Below are 19014 nucleotides of genomic sequence, written 5' to 3' on the forward strand. Positions count from 1 at the left end.
GGCCCCGGGGCACTGCCATGGAGGCATGGCTGATCGCTACATCGAAGTCTCGCTGGTCAGGCGCAAAATCACGTGCACGGCCCGGCTACTGGACGACCGGGCCCCGGTCACCTGCGCGGCCGTCTGGGACGCGCTCCCCCTCGGCGGCGACGTGTACCACGCCAAATACGCGCGCAACGAGATCTACGCCCTCTTCCCTCCCTTCGCCGCATCCGAGCCGCCGCTGGAGAATCCCACGGTCACGCCCATTCCGGGCGATCTGTGCTATTTCTCCTTCGCCGGGACCGAGTTGGGCACCACGTCCTACGGCTACGACCGCGAGGTCCGCCCCGGCACCACCCTGGTGGACCTGGCCCTGTTCTACGAACGCAACAACCTGCTGCTGAACGGCGACGTCGGCTGGGTGCCCGGCATCGTCTGGGGCGAGGTGGTGGACGGCCTCGCGGCCATGGCGGAGGGCTGCAACGACCTGTGGCGCACCGGAGCGGCCGGGGAGACGCTCAGCTTCCGGCGGGCGTGACGCCGGTGGCCACCCCTGCCTCGTACAGTGCGTGGGCCGCCCGCAGGACCAGGGAGTCCCGGTGACGGGCGGCCACCAGCTGGAGGCCGATCGGCAGCCCGGCGGCGTCGGTGCCGACGGGCACCGTCGCGGCGGGCTGCTGCGTCATGTTGAAGGGATAGGTGAACGGCGTCCAGCCCGTCCACCGGCGGTGGCCCGACCCCTTCGGCACCTCCGCGCCCGCCTCGAACGCCGTGACGGGAACGGTCGGGGTGACCAGCAGGTCGTAGGTGTCGTGGAAGGCACCCATCCGGCGGCCCAGGTCCATCCGCACGTCCACCGCGGCCAGATAGTCCAGCGCCGAGTACCGGGCACCGGCCCCGCAGATCTCCCGCAGCCCGGGGTCGAGCAGCCCGCGCTGCTCCCGCGTGAGGTGCTGGGTCACCCGCGCCGCGCCGGCGAACCACAGGGTGTGGAAGGCCTCCACCGGATCGGTGAGATCCGGGTCCGTCTCCTCGACGTACGCGCCGAGTCCGGCCAGCGACTCCACCGCCCGCCGCACCGCGGCCGCCACCTCCGGATCCACCCTCACCTGCCCGCCCAGCGACGGCGAGTACGCCACCCGCAGCCCGCGCACCCCGCCCGCCAGACCCTCCGGGAGCGCGCCGGGCGCCGGGCCCAGCGCCGACCAGTCCCGGGAGTCCGGCCCGCCGATCACCTCCATCAGCAGCGCCGCGTCCGCCGCGTCCCGGGTCATCGGACCGACGTGCGCCAGCGTGCCGAACGCGCTCGCCGGATACAGCGGCACCCTCCCGTACGTCGGCTTCAGCGCGAAGATCCCGCAGAACGCGGCGGGGATACGGACACTCCCTCCGCCGTCCGTGCCCAGCGCCAGCGGCCCCGCGCCCAGCGCCACGGCCGCCGCCGCGCCCCCGCTCGACCCGCCCGCCGTACGCGCCGGATCGTACGGATTGCGGGTGATCCCGCCGAGGGGTGAGTCCGTCACCCCCTTCCAGCCGAACTCGGGGGTCGTCGTCTTGCCCAGGAACACCGCCCCGTGCTCCCGCAGCCGGGCCACCGACGGCGCGTCCTCGTCCCAGCGGCCCGCGGCCGGGTCGATCGTGCGCGAGCCCTTCAGCGTCGGGGCGCCGCGCAGCAGCAGGATGTCCTTCACCGTGACCGGCACCCCGTCCAGCAGCCCGCACGGCTCCCCGCGCCGCCACCGCTCCTCGGAGGCGGCGGCCCGCTCCAGCGCCTCCTCGGCGAACAGCCGCACGAACGCGTTCACCCGGGGCTGGATCGCCTCCGCCCGCTCCAGCGCCGCCCGGGTCACCTCCACGGGGCCGAACTCGCCCCCGCGGTAACCGTCGAGGAGCCTTACCGCGGTCAGCCCGGTGAGCTCGGACATCCGGCCTCCCTTTCACGTACGCACGTCAGTGACCGGGTACATACCCACGCTGCTTGTCGACCACGTTCGCCAGCGGCTCACCCGCCGCCCACAGCTCGAACAACTCCACGAACTGAAGTCCGAGTTCGTCCCGCCAGCCGACCGTGTCCCCGCTCATGTGCGGCGACACGACCAGCCCCGGCGCATCCCAGAGCGGGCTGCCCTGGGGCAGCGGCTCGGTCTCGAACACGTCCAGCGCGGCCCCCGCGATCCACCGCCCGCGCAGCGCCCCGGCCAGCGCCTCCTCCACGACCAGCTGCCCCCGGCCGATGTTGACGAAGTACGCGGACGGCTGCATCATCCCGAACCGGCGGGCGTCGAACATCCCCCGGGTCCCCTCGGTCAGCGGTGCGGCGGCGATCACCCAGTCCGCGCCGGCCAGCAGCCGGTCCAGATCCTCCGGGCCGTGCACACCGGCCCGTGCGGTCCGTCCGGCCAGCGCGGTCCGTACCCCGAGCGCCTCGAGCGTGCCGGCGATCGCCCGGCCGATCGGCCCCGAACCGACCACCACGGCACGGGTCCCGGCGACCGAGCGCGTCTCCCGGTGCCGCCAGGTCCGCTCCCGCTGCAGCTCCAGCGTCCGCGGCAGGTCCTTGGCGAAGGCGAGCACCAGGGCCGCCACGTACTCGGCGATCGGCCGGTCGAAGACCCCCCGCGCGTTGGTCACCACGGTGTCGGAGGCGGCGAGTTCCGGACAGAGAAGATGGTCCACGCCCGCGCTCGCCGTGTGCACCCAGCGCGGCCGGGGCCCCTCACCGGGCCACGCCTCCCGCACCGCGTGCGAGGTGAAGTCCCACACCAGCAGCACATCCGCGGACGGCAGCAGGCCGGCGAGGGTCGAGGCGTCGGCGTGCTCGATCCTGACCCGGCCGGTCAGCCGGCCGAGACGGGGGAGCGGATCGGCGTCCAGCACGAGCAGCGTGGGGATGGTCATGAGCGGCCCAGCCTCCAGGTTCTTCGGCTCCGTGCCGCTCCCCGGCGGCGGCCGGTCGCGACGAGTTAACCAGGTGTTGACCGGCGGGTGACCCGGGCGGATTGACCACGCTCGCACCCGAACCTAACGTCGTCAACACGGGCGTTCCCGCGATCCTCTGTGTGCTCGTCTCCCAGCGTGAGGCCGGTGCTGATATGGACGTCTCCTTTCTCGGCGGCCCCGGCCCGCAGCGCGGTGTCGGTGTGGTCGCCCCCTTCGACTTCGCGCTGGACCGGGAGCTGTGGCGCTGGATCCCGGACGACGTGTCACTGCATCTCACCCGCACGCCGTACGTGCCGGTCGAGGTGAGCCTCGACCTCGCCCGGCTGGTCAGCGAGCACGAGACCCTCGGCGACGCCGTGCGCACCCTGACCGCGGTCACCCCCGAGGTCGTGGCCTACGCCTGTACGTCGGGCAGTTTCGTCGGCGGGATCGTCGGCGAGCGCGCGATGTGCGAGGCGATGAGCCGGGCCGGCGCGGTCCCCGCCATCACGACCTCCGGCGCACTCCTCGAAGCGCTGGTGGAACTGGACGTGCGCCGGGTCGCCCTGGTCACCCCGTACACCGTGTCGGTCACCCGGGCATTGGAGGACTACGTGGCGCGGGCCGGAGTCACCGTCACCGGCTGCGCCTACATGGGCCTGACCCGGCACATCTGGAAGGTCACCTACCGCGAGGTGGTGGACATGGCCCGGCTGGCGGCGGCCCACGGAGGGCTCGGCGCGGCCGACGCGCTGTTCCTGTCCTGCACCAACCTCCCGACCTACGACGTCATCCCCCAGTTGGAGGCGGAGCTGCGCATCCCGGTCATCTCGGCCAACCAGGTGACCATGTGGGCGGCGCTGCGCCGATTGGGTACACGAGCGGTGGGGCCGTATCAGGCGCTGATCGACGCGTCGGCGCGCTCCGGGACCGTACTGCCGGGCCAGACGTCCGGCTCCGTACTGCCGGACGTGCCCGGCTTACCGGACGTGTCGGAAGAGAAGCAGCAGGAAGGCTGGTCATGACCGCACTGGGATTCCTCTATCCGGGCCACTCCGCGGAGGACGACTATCCGCGCATCGAGCAGTTGCTGGGCAGCGACGTCCGGGTGGACCTGGTGCACACGGACATCGGCGAGGACGCCCACCGGGTGGACGCGCTGCTGCGGATGGGCGCGCCCGAACGGCTGGCGGCCGGCCTCCAGCAGCTACGGCTCTCCGGCGCCGACGCGGTGGTGTGGGCCTGCACCAGCGGCAGCTTCGTCCACGGCTGGGACGGCGCCCACCAGCAGGTGCGCAACCTCGCCCTGGCCGCCGGCCTGCCCGCCTCGTCCACGTCCTTCGCCTTCGTGCACGCGCTGCGCGAGATCGAGGCGCGGCGGGTCGCCGTCGGCGCCACCTACCCGGACGACGTGGCGCTGCTCTTCGCCGAGTTCCTGCGGGCCGGCGGCGCGGAGGTCACCGGCGTGCGCAGTTCCGGGATCATCACCGCGGCGGAGGTCGGCACCTGGGGCGAGGAGGAACTGTTCGCCCTGGCCCGCGCGGCCGACAGTCCCGACGCCGACGCCCTCCTGCTGCCCGACACCGCCCTGCACACGGTCGCCCACATCCCGGCCCTGGAGAAAGAGTTGGGCAAGCCGGTCCTCACCGCCAACCAGGTCTCCGCGTGGGAGTGCCTGCGCCTGGCCGACCGCCGCGTGAACGCCCCGCAACTGGGCGCACTGTTCACCCGGGAGCCGATCGTGCAGGCCTGACCGCGCACCGGACACGCGCCGGGCATGAAAGAACCCCGGTCCCGCCGAGGCGGGGCCGGGGTTCTCGTGGAGCGCCGGGCAGGCCTTGCACCTGCACCTCCCCGCAGGAAGCGGGGCGTCTTTCCTTGGACCACCGACGCGTGATCACTTACGGGGGCGAACCCCTCAGCGAGCAGGACGATCTTATCGCATGATCGCCGGACACGCACACCGGTCGGGGAGGGCGGTGGGGTGGCCGGCTGGTACGCCGGGAGAGCGGGTTCGGCCGGTCGTCCGGGGAAGTGGGTTCGGCTGGTACGCCTGGGTGGCGGGGTCGGCTGGTACGGCGGGGGCGGTTGGTAGACCGGGGAAGCGGGTTCGGGCTGGTACGCCTGGGCGGTGGGGTCGGCTGGTACGGCGGGTGAGCGGAGTTGAGGTACGCCGGAAGACAGGGCGACCGGTACACCGGAGAAGCGGGGCGGCGGGTACGCCGGGCAGCAGCGCAGCAGGGCAGCAGGGCGGCACGGCGGCACGGCGGCACGGCGGCAGGGCGGCACGGCAGCAACGCGGCAGGGCGGCAGGGCGGCAGGGCGGCACGGCAGCAACGCGGCAGGGCGGCAGGGCGGCACGGCGGCAACGCGGCAGGGCGGCCGGTAGGCCGGAGGCGGGGGTGTGGAATATCCGGGGGGCCGTCGCCCGTTACGCCACGCAGCGATCGTCACACCACAGGAGGCGCCCCACCATGCCCGCAGACCCCGCAGAGGAGATCCGGGGCACCGCCCACGGCACCGCTCCCGTCCCGCTCTCCGTGCTGGACCTGGTGACCGTCGGCGCCGGCCGGACCGCCACCGACGCCCTGCGGACCAGCGTCGACCTCGCCCGTCTCGCCGAGTCCCGCGGCTACCACCGCCACTGGGTCGCCGAGCACCACTCCATGCCGGGCGTGGCCTCCTCCTCCCCGGCGGTCATCCTGGCCCACCTCGCCGCCCACACCGAGCGCATCCGCCTCGGCTCCGGCGGGGTCATGCTGCCCAACCACGCGCCGCTGGTCATCGCGGAGCAGTTCGGCACGCTGGAGGCGCTGGCCCCGGGCCGGATCGATCTCGGCCTCGGCCGCGCCCCCGGCACCGACGGCGCCACCGCGGCCGCCCTGCGCCGCACCGACCGGCTGAACGAGGGCGCCGACGACTTCCCCCAGCAGCTCGCCGAGCTCACCCGCTTCCTGGACGACGACTTCCCCGACGGCCACCCCTACGCGCGTATCCACGCCGTGCCCGGCCCGGTGCAGGCGACCTCCCCGGGGGGCGTGCAGTCCCCGCACCGCCCGCCCGTCTGGCTGCTCGGCTCCTCCGGCTTCAGCGCCCGGCTGGCCGGCGTGCTCGGCCTGCCCTTCGCCTTCGCCCACCACTTCTCGGCGCAGAACACGGTCCCGGCCCTCGACCTCTACCGGGAGTCCTTCCGCCCCAGCGGGATCCTCGACGCGCCCTACGCCGTGATCGGCGTCTCCGCGCTGGCGACGGACGACGAGAAGGAGGCCCGCCGCCAGGTGCTCGCCGCCGCGCTCAACATGGTCCGGCTGCGCACCGGCCGCCCGGGGCTCGTACCGACGCCTCAGGAGGCGGAGGCGTACGACTTCTCCCCGACGGAGCGGGAGTTCGTCGACTCCTGGAACGCCAACGTCGTGCACGGCACCGCCGACGAGGTCCGCACCGGCCTCGACGAGCTGCAGAAGCGCACCGGCGCCGACGAGCTGATGCTCACCGCCAACGCGCACGGCGGTGACATCCGCCTGCGCTCCTACGAGCTGATCGCCGACGCCTACGGATTGCCCACGCCGGTCTGAACCCCGGGAACCCCGGGCGAGCCCAGCAGCTCGGAGATGCGGTCCGGTGGCACCGGCCGGGAGTACAGCCAGCCCTGACCGGTGTCGCAGCCGATCCGGCGCAGCCTCGTCGCCTGCGCCGAGGTCTCCACGCACTCCGCGGTGACGGTGAGTCCGAGCCGGTGGGCGAGCTGCACCATCGCCTCGACGATGGCCTCGTCCGCCGGGCTCGCCTGGGCGTCACGGTCCTCGATCTGGAAGCCGCGGACGAAGGAACCGTCCAGCTTCAGCACCGACACGGGCAGCCGGCTGAGGTAGGCCAGATTGGAGTAGCCGGTGCCGAAGTCGTCGATGGCGATGCGTACGCCCATGTCGCTGAGCGCCTTCAGTGTCTGGATCGGCCGGCCGGAGGAGCCCATCACCGCCGACTCGGTCAGCTCCAGCTGGAGCATCCGCGGTGCGAGGCCGGTCTCCTCGAGGATGTCGGCGACGTCCGCCACCAGGTCGGAGTCCCACACCTGACGGACCGCCACGTTCACACTGACGAAGATCGGCGGCTCGTCCGGGTGCTCCATCTGCCACGCGCGGGCCTGACGGCAGGCGGTGCGCAGCACCCAGCGGCCGAGCGGCACGATCGAGCCGTCCTCCTCCGCGAGGGAGATGAACCGATTCGGCGTCAGGGTGCCGAACCGCGGGTGGTTCCAGCGGACCAGCGCCTCCACACCGTGCACCCGGTCGTCCTCCATGCCCACCAGCGGCTGGTACTCCAGCGCGAACTCGCCCCGGTCGATGGCCGGACGGAGCGTGGAGGCGAGCGCCTGGCGGGTCACCCGGTGGGCGTTGCGCTCCGGGTCGAACAGGGTCCAGCGGGACTTCCCGTCGGCCTTCGCCCAGTAGAGCGTCGTGTCGGCGGCCTGCATCAGCGCGGTGGGCGTGGTCCCGGCGGCATGCCGCTCGACCACTCCGATCGACGCGGAGACCGACAGCCTGCGGCCGTCGAGGTCGAAGGGCGCCTGGATCGCGTCGAGCAGCGCCTCGGCGAGATCGGCCAGCTGTTCGGTTCCGGTGGAGTCCTCGACCAGCAGGGCGAACTCGTCCCCGCCGAGCCGGGCGACCAGCGGCGTCCCGGCCCTGGCGGCGTCCTTCGCGCACTGCCCGAGCCGTTCGGCGACGGCGGTCAGCAACTGGTCGCCGACGCGGTGGCCCAGGGTGTCGTTGACGGCCTTGAACCCGTCCAGGTCGAGGTAGCACAGCCCGATCCGGCCGGTGCCGCTCTCCTCGTACGCCCCCGCCTCCAGCGCGGCCGTCAGCCGCTCGAAGAACAGGGTGCGGTTGGGCAGCCGGGTCACCGGGTCGTGCATCCGTACGTGCCGCAGGCGTTCCTGCAGCTCACGGTGGTCGCTGATGTCGGCGACCGACAGCAGTACGCCCCCGTCGTCCGCGGGCAGCGGGGCGACGGTCACCCGCACCCAGAGCGCGTGTCCCTCGGGATGCTTCAGCCGGCGCGTGCAGCGCAGCCGCGCCCGCCGTCCGTGCAGCATCTCCCGGTAGGCGTGCCAGGTGCGGGCGTCGGAGGTCAGGTCCACCAGGTCGGCGGCGACGGCGCCGGTCAGCGTGTCGGGGTCGCGGCCCAGCAGCCCGGCGAGGGCGGTGTTGGCACCGGTCACCAGGCCCTCACGGTCCACCACGGCCATGGCGAGCGGCGCGGCCGCGAAGGCGGAGCGGTAGGAGAGGGGTGACGGCGGGGCCGCTGAGGCAGCGGAGGACGACAGAGGTGGGGGAGAAAGCAGGGCTGTGGGTTCGGTACCGGCAGACGTGATGATCTCACTCTCTGTGACGATCGACCGGTCGAGTTCAGTCGCGGGCGCCGGCCCTTCGGACGTTCCGCTCACCACTCGCTCCCGCAGTGCACTCGATCGCTGTCCGCCGCTGTCCGTGCAGGAAAGTCTCAGTACCAGGAAGTGTGCCGATCATAGAGGCCCGCGCCGGGGCCTTCCAGTCACTGTCCGGTCTTCCGTGCGGATCCGCATCTCTGCCCGATCGTTTCTGCTCACGGGTGGACGGCTTCTGCGGGCCTCCGACCAGTTGTGACGTTCCGTGAGTGAACGAGGTGTCGACCCCGCCCGACTCCGTACGGCCACGCTCGGGTTTCCGCCATTCTCACCCGTCTGGTGCAGTTGAACAGAGCGCGGTATGACAAATCATCACAATCTGGGGTGCGGTATCCCGCGAACCGTCTCCCGGAGGTCCCCGTGCCGCGTCAGCTCACCCCGGGAGGACTCGGTCGTGAGGCACTGCGGAGCCGGCTCGCACGTGCGGCTGTCCGACACCGGCTCACCCGATCGGGTGTACGGCGGCTTCTGGCCCGATCGGATGTGCGGCGGTGGTCGGTCCGATCGGGTGCGCGGCGGTGGCCGGCCCGATCGGGTGCGCGGCGGTGGTCGGTCCGATCGGGTGCACGACCGTGGTCGGCCCCTCTGGCCCACTTGGCCCACTTGGCCCGCCTGGCCCGCCTGGCCCGCCTGGCCCCGTCGGCCCGTTGGGCCGCACGGCTCCGGCGCCCCGGCCGCCCTTCCCGGCCACCGCTCTGGCCGGCCCGTACCCCCGGCGCACGCCCCCGCCTGCGCAGCACCGCCGCGATGTGCACCACCATGTCTGCGCTCGCGGCGACCTCCATGCTGAACGTCCCCTCCGAAACCGGGCCGTTCTCCGCGGCACCCTGCGCCCTCACCCGCACCGACGCCCACCACTCCGAGGGCCTGGACACCTGGAACGCCGCCTACCCCCGCCCGTCCCGGACCCTGGACGCGGTGATGGTGTTCCTCTCCTTCCCCGACTCCCACCCCCTGACCACCCCGGCCGAACTCGCGGCCGACCACTTCCCCGCCACCAGCCGCTTCTTCCAGCGGGCCTCCTACGGCAGATTCACCCTGCGCCCGCACCCCCTGCGCCAGTGGATCCGCATGCCGCGCCCCTCCACCGAGTACGCCATACAGCGCGACTGGACCGTCGCCCACCGCGCCGCCTACCTGCGCGACGCGCTCGCCGTCACCGACCGGTACGTCGACTACTCGCGCTACGACATCGTCTACCTCGTCGCCGACCCGGACGCGCCCGGCGTGGACTCCGACGCCACCAAGGTCGTCAACCTGGACCGCCCGCTGCGCGCCGACGGCACCGACATCCGCCGGGTCGTCACGGTCTTCGAGAACCACCCCCCGGACCGGCTCGTCCTCGCCCACGAGACCGGCCACGTCTTCGACCTGCCCGACCTGTACCACCGCCCGGTGGACGGCAAGGGCGACTGGGACACCCACGTCGGTGACTGGGATCTGATGGGCAGCCAGTTCGCGCTCGCGCCGGATCTCTTCGGCTGGCACAAATGGAAACTGGGCTGGCTGGAACCCCGCCAGGTGCGCTGCGTACAGGACGCCGGACCGGTGCGGCTGACGCTGGAGCCGCTGGGCGCGGGACCGGGAACACCGGTGACCGGCGCGGCGGGCGCGCCGTCCTTCGGCCTCGGGCGCGGCACCAAGCTGGCGGTCGTCCGCACCGGCGCCGACACCGCGCTCGCCTTCGAGGTGCGCGGGCCGGTCGGCAACGACGCGGCGGCCTGCCGGGAGGGGGTGCTGGTCTACCGGGTGAGCGCCGACACCCGCTCCGGACGCGGACCCGTCGAGGTCATCGACGCCCACCCGCACACCGAGGCCTGCTGGGAGGACTCCGTCTACCCACCGCTCGCCGACGCGCCGGTCGCCGCCGGGGAGAGCTTCACGGTGCCGGGTACCTCCGTACGGGTGGAGGTCGAGGGCCGTACGGCCTCGGGGGCCTGGACGGTGAAGATCACCACGGGATGAATCCGGACGCGGCCGGGCACGACCGGACATGAGTGAGGCCCCCCGCTTGCGCGAGGGGCCTCACTCATGTCGTGCGCCGCCAGGGACTCGAACCCCGGACCCGCTGATTAAGAGTCAGCTGCTCTAACCAACTGAGCTAGCGGCGCCTGCTGACGTCGTAGACATTAGCACCACGATCCGGGGGAGGAAAAATCGATATCCGCACGGCCGCGCGGGCCGCCCGCACGGCCGCCCACAGCAGCACCTCCGGGCCCGGCAGCCAGGGACGACGCGTATCGGGGGCGACCAGCCAGCGGGCGGCGGGCATGGGCCCCACGGGCTCGGCGGGCACGAGGGCCGGGACGGTCACCGCGTCACCGGCGCCGTGGCACAGCAGCGGCGGCACCCCGTCCGTCCGCGCGCCGCGCGCACCCCACTCCTCCCACTCCAGGAGCGCCGGCAGCCGCTGCGCCGTACCGGGCGGGGCGAAGAGCAGCATCCGCGCGCGGAACTCGGCCACCGGACCGGAGCCCGGCCCCTCCTCCCACATCCGGTCCAGCATCCGCCGCCCGAAGACCGCGGGGACGCTCACCACGTCGAAGACCACACCGCAGGGCAGCACCAGCGGGGCGCCCGGCCGCTCCCCCCAGAGCGAGAGCGTGCTGCGCGGATACGTTCCGGCCGAGGCGAGCCAGGCGGCACCGTCCGGGGTGACACCGCTGACGTCGGGGACATTCCGTGTGCTGCTCATGACGCATACATCTACCGTGTGTGAGGGAACGGTTCCGCAGAGTTGCCCGAACTGCTGACGTGTAGCCGGACGAACGCGTATCCTGCCCACCCGGCATATGCCACGCCCGTTCGAGCGTGCGCCGCCGCGCGGCTCACGCGGGGTCCGTGCGCCCCAACCCGTCCCCGCCGCGAAGCAGCTCCCGCCCGAACTCGACCATCTTCTTCGCGTAGTCCTCGGTCCACTCGGCGCGCTCGGCGATGTCCGCCGTCGTCAGCCGGTCGAAACGCCGGGGATCGGCCAGCTGGGCCGCCGCCATCGCCTGGAACTCGGTCGCCCGGTCCGTGGCGGCCCGGAAGGCGAGCGTCAGCTCGGTCGCCCGCTCCAGCAGCGCGCGCGGATCCTCGATCGACTCCAGATCGAAGAAGTGCTCGGGATCCGAGGCCGCCTCCGCGGGCTCGAACAACAGGGGCGCGGGCCGTAGCCGCGGCTGCTCCCGGCGCGGCGCGTGCTCCGCCATGAGGTCTCCTCCACTTGCCTCGCGATCGACCCCCGGTAGGCGGGCCACCGTCCATTGTCCCGCGCCCGCGCAAGAGGGCGTCGACGCCGTGGTCGGGGGGTGGCCTTCTGCACCCCCGCCCCCGTGCTGGAAGAGCGTTCCGAAGTGACCAGATGCGCCGCCGCGTCGTTCAGGCCTTCGCGGGCACCTCCAGGCGGGCAAGGCTGCGGTCGTGCGGGCGTCGGAGGAACAGGAGCGAGGCGGTGGCGCCGATCAGGGCGCAGAACATGTCCCACTGCGTGTCCCAGACGTCGCCCTGCGTCCCGAGGAACGCGTCGGCCGCCTGTCCCCCGGTCACGGCCGCGAGCCACTCCAGCATCTCGAAGACGGCGCTGAAGGCGAGACAGGCGCACACCGTCAGCGGGGCGAGCCAGCGGCTGCCGCGCAGAGGCGAGGTCCGGATGAGAAGTTCCCGGACCAGGATCGCCGGGACGAATCCCTGCATGAGGTGCCCGAAGCGGTCATACGGGTTGCGCTCCAGGCCGAACCAGTCGCGCACCCAGTCACCGGCCGGAACGTCCGCGTACGTGTGGTGCCCGCCGACGATGAGGACGATGGCGTGGACGGCCAGAAGGCCACAGAGCAGACCGCTCAGCGGGAACCGCCGGCGCAGCAGGACCGCCATCGGCAGGCCCACCATCACCCACACCGTTTCCAATACCCAGGTCGTCGGGTCCTTGGCGCCGAACGCCGACACCACGAGCGCCCCTGCGACGAGGACCGCGAGGACGGCGGGCAGTCGACGGCGACTACGGTCCGGGATCGACAGTGTGCCGTCCGGTGATCCGACGGACGCGGGGAAGGACGACATCAGCGGCTCCTCATCTCCAAGGCCCCGACTGTCCGACTCTCGCAGCCGTCCCGGGGGTGCCGCCATCCTCAACGCGCCCTGACATCCCGGCATAAGTACAGCTACTCAACCGCCCTGTGAGGGAACCTTGTTGGTCCTCCGAGTCGGCATGGTCGGCGGCCTGCCGGAGTCAGGCTCGAACGTCGTCACATGGGTGCCTCGCGGCCGCGTCTGCCGACGGGTTCATTCCACGTCGGGTGCCTTGAGACTGCCGAGATGGGCGGTGAACGCGCTGAACGCGGTGGTGGGGAAGGTAAGCGTGGCCCGGTCCGGGGCCTTGGAGTCGCGGACGGCTATGTGGGGGTGGCGGTGGGCGATCTCTACGCAGGCGTTACCTTCACCGCCGCCCGAGTAGGACGACTTCTTCCAGATGTCAGGGGTCGTCATGACGGACTTCACAGCTCCTTCGCCAGCCGGTGGATGAAGTCACGCGAACGCCCAGGTTCGAGCGATGCTGCCTCCACTTTATGGAAGAGCGTTCGAAAGTGGCCCAGTTGTGCCGCCGCGTCGATGAACACCGTGCCGTTCGGCCCATCACGCACCACGGTGTCCAGCTGAGGGACGGCACCACCCGCGTACACCATGGCGCTTCCGGCCCCGCCGAAACCGTCCAGGTCGAAGGGGATGACACGAACGGTGACCGCGTCGGCCTCGGACACTTCCACGATGCGGACGAGTTGGGCGCGTGAGGCGGGACGGCTGCTCACGCGGATACGAAGAGCCGCTTCGTGGATGACCGCCACATACGGCACCGGATCAGGACGGTCGATGACAACGCGGCGTCGCATACGGTGCTCCACCCAACGAGCCCTCTCGCTCTCGGGGAAGTCGGGGCTCACGTAGGAGAAGAGCGCCCGCGCGTAGTCCTCGGTCTGCAGCAGGCCCGGGATGTGCAGAAAGTCGACGTCCCACCGGAGGGAGGCGTGATGCTCCAGCTCGGATAGGTCCAGGAAGGAGTTGGGCAGCGTGCCCCGGTACTCCTCCCACCAGCCGCGGGTACGGCCGGCTGCCATCACCACGAGCGCTGACAGTAACTCGCTGTCGGAGCACGCGTAGTGGGCAGCGAGACGTCGTAGCCGTTCCTCGCTCACACCGGCGACGCCGGACTCCATCTGGCTCATCTGTACGGAGTTCACGCCGAGCAGGCCTGCCGCCTCGGTGGCCTTGAGTCCCGCCGCTTCGCGCAACTTCCGCAGCTCCGTGCCCAACCGTGCCTGGCGCGCGGTGGGTTGCCGTCTGGGCGGCATGGCTTCCTCCTCGCCTCAGTGGCTGTGGTCGGGCGACCCGTTCGGGGGCAGATTACGCGAACGGCTTGCTGAGTAATAAATCTATGCCCTACTTTCAGTCACGCATCGCCTACGTTGCGCGATGCATGGTCTGGAAGTGCACCGCTCTGTCCTGCCGTGACGGATGCGGCAATGACACCGGCCCCTCCTCCAGCCCCTCGATCGGACAGGAATTCGCATGCCCGAAAACGACCCGTGGGAGTACTCCCTCTCCATCCCGAACGACACCCGCGCCGTCACCATCTGCCGCCGCACCCTCCGCCTGATCCTGACCATGCACGGCCTGATCCGCCTGGTCGACGTGGCCGAACTCCTCGCAACGGAACTGGTGTCGAACGCCGTACGTCACACCAAGGGCCCTGCCGCCCTGCGGGTGCGCTGGTCGGAGGCCGGCGTGCTGAGGCTGGGCGCGTGGGACGCGGACCCCTCTCCGCCTGAGCCACCGCAGCCGCTGGACCTGACCGTCGACCGGGAGGACGGTCGAGGGCTGGCGCTGATCAGAACGTGCGCCGACGTATGGGGCTGGCAACCGCTGGTCAGGGACGGTAGCCGGGGCAAGTACATCTGGTGCGAACTGGGCCCGGACGTGACATCGGGGAGCCGCGCGGAGTGATCGGGCGAAGGGGCGGATTGCGTCGACCGGGCTTCGCCCCAGCGTCTCCCGTGAGGTGGCGCCCTGCCGTCTTGGGAAGTGTCACGCCACACACCCAGCCATAGCGTGATCAAGCCTTACGTACCCATTCCCAAACGTAACGATCATCACGTGCGCTACATGAATCCGCGCCGCCATTGTCCGTTTGCTACCCGTTGACCTGACGTTCGGTAACGAGGTGGGGTACGGAAGGCAACTGTGTGGGCTCTGTGGGTGGGGTGTGGCGGGGATGTGGGGCCGAAGTCGAGGCAGTACCAGGGCCATTGGCGTCCTGATGGGCGCAGCGTTGGCCGTCGGGTCGGCTCCGGCGCTGACCGGTGAGGCCGTGGCCGGTGTGCCGGATTCGCCGGTTCCGCCGAGAAGCGCGGCGAGGACCGCCGGCCATGACGCCGGTGGCCTCACGGAGGCCGAAGCGCTGGCCAAGGCCAAGAAGACCGGCGAGGCCGTGGAGATCGTGTCGCTGCGCGGGGAGGCGAGCGAGGTCTTCGCGACCCCGGACGGCCGCTTGCAGGCGCGCGAGTACCTGCGTCCTGTCTGGACGCGCATCGGCGGTGGCTGGGAGCGGATCGACACCGACCTGACGGCCACGAACGAGGGCACCATCGCCCCCGAGGCATCGACGATCGATCTGGAGTTCTCCGGCGGAGGACAGGGCCCGCTGGTGCGGATGGAGCGCGCCGGGCGTGAGCTGAGCCTGACCTGGCCGACGCCGCTGCCGAAGCCCGAGGTCGCGGGACCGGTCGCCACCTACCCGTCGGTGCTGCCGGATGTCGATCTGCGGATGACGGCGCAGCAGGACGGCTTCACCCAGTTGCTGGTGGTCAAGTCGGCAGAGGCGGCCGCGAGCCCGGAACTCGCCCAGTTGCGGTTGGAACTGGATGCACGCGGCCTGTCGGTGGAGGAGACCGAAGAGGGCGGACTGCAGGCGCTCGACAAGGGAGCCGAGTCGCCGGTCTTCGAGGCCCCGCGGCCGATGATGTGGGATTCGAGCCCGGGGGAGAGCCCGGCGGGCGCGGAACCGAGCAAGGCGGCAGCAGGTGAGAAGGCGGAGGGCAGGAGCGCGTCGGCCGGCGCGGCAGCGGCGTCGGGCGATCAGCCGGGCGCGGGGGAGTCGGGCAAGCTCGCTCCCGTCGGGGTCGAGGTGGCGAACGGGCAGGACGAGCTGGTCCTGACGCCGGACGCGGATGTCCTGAAGGGCGAGGACACCACGTACCCGGTCTTCATCGACCCGCAGTGGTACACACCCAAGGCCACCGCATGGACCATGGTCTCCAAGTACTGGGCCAACTCGCCCCAGTGGAAGTTCAACGGTGACTCCGACTCGGGCCTGGGCTACTGCAACTGGAACTACTGCGCGCCCCATGACACCAAGCGCCTCTTCTACCGCGTTCCGGTCTCCAAGTTCGCGGGGCGCAGCATCCTGTCGGCCGAGTTCGTCGTACGCAACACCTGGTCGGCGTCATGCTCCGACAGGGGCGTGCAACTGTGGCGTACCAAGAACATCAGTTCGTCCACCACATGGGACTCCCAGAACGCCTCGGGCTTCTGGATAGACCACCTCAAGACCGAGAGCTTCGCGTACGGGTACGACGGGTGCGCCGCCAAGGACGCCGAGTTCGACGTGAGGTCGGCGGTACAGCAGGCCGCGAACGGCAAGTGGTCGACGATGACCTTCGGTCTGCGGGCGTCGAGTGAGAGCGACGGCTACGGCTGGAAGCGGTTCTCGGACGACGCCTATCTGCGGGTGAAGTACAACCGTCCGCCGTCCCAGCTGAAGATGTCGCAGCTGACGATGCAGTACGGCGGTACGTGCAAGACCCCGTCCTCCCTCGCCCGTGTCCGCACTCTCGGCACGATCCGGGCGAACAACGTCACGGATCCCGACGGTGACAACGTCGGCGTGCAGTTCCAGGCGCAGTGGGACGGGGGATCGTGGAGTCCTACCCGCGCGGCGGGCAAGGCGTCGGGGTCGTCGTTCGCGATTTCCCTGCCGTCGTCGATCCCGAAGAACAAGACCGTCAGGTGGTACGCCCGGGTCTTCGACGGTGCGCAGTACTCGCCGTGGTCGCATGCGGGGGCTGCGTCGGCGTGCTATTTCGTCTACGACACCAGCGTGCCGCAGGCACCGACGGTGAACTCGGGCGAGTACCCGGAGTCGGATCCGTCCAACCCCGAGGATCCTTGGTACGACGGAGTGGGACAGTACGGGTCGTTCACCGTCGACGGGGTCAACTCGGACGTGACGACGTACTGGTACGGCATCAACGGTGACCCGACCTCCAGGAACAAGATCACCACCTCGGGTGGCGCCGCACGGATCGCGAAGGTGCTGCCGGCCGAGCCCGGCGTGAACTTCTTCACGGCGCAGGCCTTCGACTCCGCCGGCAACGGCAGCGAGATCCGCACCTACCAGTACCGGGTCAAGGCAGGCCAGCCCGACCGCGCGACATGGCAGATGGACGAGGGCGCCGGGGCGAGTCAGGCGGAGGGATCCACACCCCCGCGCACCCTGAAACTCCTCGGCGGCACCACCGCCGGAGTCGAAGGCGCCGTAGGCACGGCGGTGCGGTTCAACGGTACGGACGGCTACGCCGACACCGACCTCTCACCGGTCAACACCAACCAGGGCTTCACCGTCTCCGCATGGGTCAACTTCGACGAGCAGCCCACCCACTCGATGGTGGTGGCGACCCAGCCGGGCAACATCATGGCAGGCTCCGAGCTCTACTACTCCCCGGTCCACGGCTGGGTGTTCAACCAGCACTCGTCGGACGCCGCCGGTGCCACATCGGTCATGGCGAAGGCCGCCACGCCCGCCCCGGTCACGGTGGGCAAGTGGACGCACGTCGCCGGCTCCTACGACGCGACCCTGGACCGGCTGCGCCTGTATGTCGATGGCCAACTGGTCGGCGAGAAGGCATGGTCGACCCCCTGGAACGCCCGCCGCGGTCTGCGGATCGGGGCCGGTTCCTACAGCGGGACGCCCGGCAACTATTTCTCCGGCGCCATCGACGACGTGCAGATCTTCAGCCGGCAACTGGAGAACAGTGAAGTCACCCAGCTGCATGCGAAGCAGACCGTCGGCGACCCGGGCCCGCCCGCGATCGCGGTGTTCCCCCTGGACGAGGCAGCCGACGCGACAGAGATCGTCGGACACGGCGAAGTGATCCCGGCGACCTACCACGGGACGGTCACCACCGGTGTGCCGGGAGTCGCCGGGAAGGCCGCCCACTTCGACGGCACCACCGGCTACGGGAAAATCGGTGAGACCAGCGCCCCGCACGTGAACACCTTCCGCAGCTTCACCGTCTCGGCCTGGGCCAAGCTGGACTCCCTGTCGTCCCAGAGCGGCGTGGTGGCACTGCAGGCCGGCAAGGAACGGCCCGGGATGGAGCTGTACTACTCCGCCGCCGCCCAGCAGTGGGCCTTCGCCCAGTACACCGCGGACTCGGCGGACGCGGGCATCGCCCGTGTCATGCAGCCCACCGGCGCGAAGGCCCATGCCGGGGAGTGGGCACACCTGGTCGGCGTGCACGACACCGACGACAACACCCTCACCCTGTACGTGAACGGCACGAAGGCCGGCTCCGTCACCCAGAACAGCCCCTTCTACGCCGACAGGTCGATGTACATCGGAGCCGGAAGTTTCAGCGGAGCCACGCAGTACTTCTTCCCCGGCACCGTCGACGACGTACGGGTACAGGACCGGCCGGTCTCCGCCGAAGAGGTGCAGCAGATGTTCAAGCAGCGGCCCCTCCTCAAGAGCCGGTGGACCTTCGAAACAGCGTCCGGCACCCCGTTGACCACCCCGGATGCGTCCGCGTCGGGCAACGACATGACACTGAACGGCGGTGCGACCCTCGGCTCCGGATGGGTCGATGGCGGCGTCGACCTCGACGGCATCGACGGCTATGGCGTGACGTCGGCTGTTCCGGTCGACACCAGCGCAAGCTTCACGGTCTCCGCGTGGGCCCAGGCAGCTGCCCTCCCCAGCAGCAGGGCTGCACTGCTCAGCGTGCCTGGTACGGCCCAGAGCGCCTTCACCGTCCGATACGAACCCAGTGCGACCCCGGATGTCGACCCCGGCCGCTGGCGGATCGCTATGGCAACGGCCGACTCCACAGAAGCCACGGTTGACCATGTCGACAACGGACGGTTTTTCAGCCCCACCGAGTGGACACACCTGGCTGTCGTCTACGACGGCTTCGCCAAGCACCTCTCGCTGTACGTCAATGGCGAGCTTGAGGAAGTCGCCTGTGCCGACGACGACGGTGATGGTGAATCCGACAACACCGCCTGTGAGGACCGGTTTTCCTGGGCGGACGACGTGCTCTCGTTCAAGTCGGTACAGCCGATGCAGCTCGGCCGCGCCAAGAACGGGACCAACACCTGGGGTGACTACTGGCCGGGTGCCGTGTCCGACGTGTGGGCCTTCCAAGGTGTGCTCACGGGAGACCAAATCCAGCAGCTGGCCTTGGGCATGCCCGGCATGCCCACCGAGGTTCCCGTTGGAGACCTCTGACAGAAACAGTGCCGTGGTCTGGCCTTGGCCCCGACACGGCCTCTCTGGTCGCCAGACCAACCCACAGCCCATTCCCTGTGCCGCCGGGCAGGACGGCCCGAAGCGAGACGAAGGAACTGAGACA

15 protein-coding genes and 1 tRNA gene are annotated in these 19014 nt (G+C 70.9%); 7 read left to right on the top strand and 9 right to left on the bottom strand.

Annotated elements, in window-relative coordinates; all coding sequences use genetic code 11:
• Nucleotides 1-25: 25 nt before the first annotated feature.
• A complete protein-coding gene (locus HTV45_RS09045) occupies nucleotides 26-520 on the top strand; it encodes a DUF3830 family protein (protein ID WP_215205140.1) in 495 nt (164 codons plus the stop codon).
• Here HTV45_RS09045 and HTV45_RS09050 read toward each other — a convergent pair.
• Nucleotides 501-1907: an amidase gene (locus HTV45_RS09050; protein ID WP_215205141.1), complete on the bottom strand. Its 1407-nt coding sequence runs from the start codon at nucleotides 1905-1907 to the stop codon at nucleotides 501-503. The two genes, HTV45_RS09045 and HTV45_RS09050, sit on opposite strands and share 20 nt — an antisense overlap.
• A 25-nt stretch (nucleotides 1908-1932) precedes the next feature.
• On the bottom strand, nucleotides 1933-2880 hold the full coding sequence (locus HTV45_RS09055) for a D-2-hydroxyacid dehydrogenase (protein WP_215205142.1): 948 nt from the start codon (nucleotides 2878-2880) through the stop codon (nucleotides 1933-1935).
• A 194-nt stretch (nucleotides 2881-3074) separates the two neighbouring features.
• Between HTV45_RS09055 and HTV45_RS09060 the strand changes: the two genes are divergently transcribed.
• From HTV45_RS09060 to HTV45_RS09070, 3 genes are all read left to right on the top strand, one after another.
• Nucleotides 3075-3926, top strand: a complete 852-nt coding sequence (locus tag HTV45_RS09060) for an aspartate/glutamate racemase family protein (RefSeq protein ID WP_215205270.1) — start codon at nucleotides 3075-3077, stop codon at nucleotides 3924-3926.
• Nucleotides 3923-4654, top strand: a complete 732-nt coding sequence (locus HTV45_RS09065) for a decarboxylase (protein WP_215205143.1) — start codon at nucleotides 3923-3925, stop codon at nucleotides 4652-4654. The genes HTV45_RS09060 and HTV45_RS09065 overlap by 4 nt, the downstream gene beginning before the upstream one ends.
• 721 nt (nucleotides 4655-5375) lie before the next feature.
• On the top strand, nucleotides 5376-6476 hold the full coding sequence (locus HTV45_RS09070) for an LLM class flavin-dependent oxidoreductase (RefSeq protein WP_215205144.1): 1101 nt from the start codon (nucleotides 5376-5378) through the stop codon (nucleotides 6474-6476).
• On the opposite strand, the gene HTV45_RS09075 is transcribed toward HTV45_RS09070, so the two are convergent.
• Nucleotides 6452-8347: a bifunctional diguanylate cyclase/phosphodiesterase gene (locus HTV45_RS09075; protein ID WP_215205145.1), complete on the bottom strand. Its 1896-nt coding sequence runs from the start codon at nucleotides 8345-8347 to the stop codon at nucleotides 6452-6454. The genes HTV45_RS09070 and HTV45_RS09075 overlap by 25 nt on opposite strands.
• 747 nt (nucleotides 8348-9094) lie before the next feature.
• Between HTV45_RS09075 and HTV45_RS09080 the strand changes: the two genes are divergently transcribed.
• Nucleotides 9095-10312, top strand: coding sequence for a M6 family metalloprotease domain-containing protein (locus tag HTV45_RS09080; RefSeq protein WP_215205146.1), 1218 nt, complete (start codon nucleotides 9095-9097; stop codon nucleotides 10310-10312).
• Nucleotides 10313-10384: 72 nt separating this feature from the next.
• On the opposite strand, the gene HTV45_RS09085 is transcribed toward HTV45_RS09080, so the two are convergent.
• The 6 genes from HTV45_RS09085 to HTV45_RS09110 form a co-directional block, all read right to left on the bottom strand.
• Nucleotides 10385-10458, bottom strand: a tRNA-Lys gene (locus HTV45_RS09085).
• Nucleotides 10449-11042 carry a hypothetical protein gene (locus tag HTV45_RS09090; RefSeq protein WP_215205147.1) on the bottom strand — a complete coding sequence of 198 codons (594 nt, stop codon included), beginning with the start codon at nucleotides 11040-11042 and terminating at the stop codon, nucleotides 10449-10451. The genes HTV45_RS09085 and HTV45_RS09090 overlap by 10 nt, the downstream gene beginning before the upstream one ends.
• A 133-nt stretch (nucleotides 11043-11175) precedes the next feature.
• The gene (locus HTV45_RS09095; RefSeq protein ID WP_215205148.1) at nucleotides 11176-11541 is read right to left on the bottom strand and encodes a hypothetical protein; all 366 of its coding nucleotides are present in this window, start codon (nucleotides 11539-11541) and stop codon (nucleotides 11176-11178) included.
• A 169-nt stretch (nucleotides 11542-11710) separates the two neighbouring features.
• The gene (locus tag HTV45_RS09100) at nucleotides 11711-12391 is read right to left on the bottom strand and encodes a DUF2238 domain-containing protein (protein WP_215205149.1); all 681 of its coding nucleotides are present in this window, start codon (nucleotides 12389-12391) and stop codon (nucleotides 11711-11713) included.
• A gap of 222 nt (nucleotides 12392-12613) precedes the next feature.
• Nucleotides 12614-12817, bottom strand: a complete 204-nt coding sequence (locus HTV45_RS09105; protein WP_215205150.1) for a DUF397 domain-containing protein — start codon at nucleotides 12815-12817, stop codon at nucleotides 12614-12616.
• Nucleotides 12818-12825: 8 nt separating this feature from the next.
• A complete protein-coding gene (locus tag HTV45_RS09110; RefSeq protein ID WP_215205151.1) occupies nucleotides 12826-13677 on the bottom strand; it encodes a helix-turn-helix transcriptional regulator in 852 nt (283 codons plus the stop codon).
• Nucleotides 13678-13894: 217 nt separating this feature from the next.
• Here HTV45_RS09110 and HTV45_RS09115 point away from each other — a divergent pair, with 217 nt between their 5' ends.
• Entirely contained in the window at nucleotides 13895-14329 is a 435-nt protein-coding gene (locus tag HTV45_RS09115) for an ATP-binding protein (protein WP_215205152.1), read from the top strand.
• A gap of 313 nt (nucleotides 14330-14642) precedes the next feature.
• Nucleotides 14643-18890: a LamG-like jellyroll fold domain-containing protein gene (locus HTV45_RS09120; RefSeq protein WP_251691800.1), complete on the top strand. Its 4248-nt coding sequence runs from the start codon at nucleotides 14643-14645 to the stop codon at nucleotides 18888-18890.
• The last annotated feature ends 124 nt before the right edge of the window (nucleotides 18891-19014 follow it).

Origin of the sequence: Streptomyces sp. CHD11 (genome assembly GCF_018638295.1) — a bacterium.
In the GTDB taxonomy this organism is placed as follows: Bacteria; Actinomycetota; Actinomycetes; order Streptomycetales; family Streptomycetaceae; genus Streptomyces.